Annotated in this window: 1 protein-coding gene; it reads left to right on the forward strand. The window is 64.5% G+C overall.

Translation table 11 applies throughout. The features are described 5' to 3' along the window. Window positions 1-259, forward strand: a 259-nt coding sequence (locus tag RVY79_RS20250) for a hypothetical protein (RefSeq protein ID WP_317466376.1), incomplete at both ends; no start/stop codon positions are given.

Here is a 259-nt window from a genome sequence, read left to right on the forward strand (position 1 = left end):
GCGCGTGATCAAGAAGACGTGGCCCGATGGTGGAGTGTGGCTGTATCGCTATGACGCGGGGGATCGGCCTGTGGCGATCGATGCGGGCGATGTCAAGCTCGTGTATCGCTATGACGCAGCGGGGCGCATGACGGCGGCAGCGGTGCAAAGCGGCACCACCTACATCAATCGCTTCCGCTACGACGCCAAGGGCCGCCTGATCGAAGAGGATCAACACGGCCAGCGCCTGGCACACGCATACGATGCGCAAGGGCGGCGC

This window comes from Chromohalobacter sp. HP20-39, assembly GCF_033052815.1.
GTDB lineage: Bacteria > Pseudomonadota > Gammaproteobacteria > Pseudomonadales > Halomonadaceae > Chromohalobacter.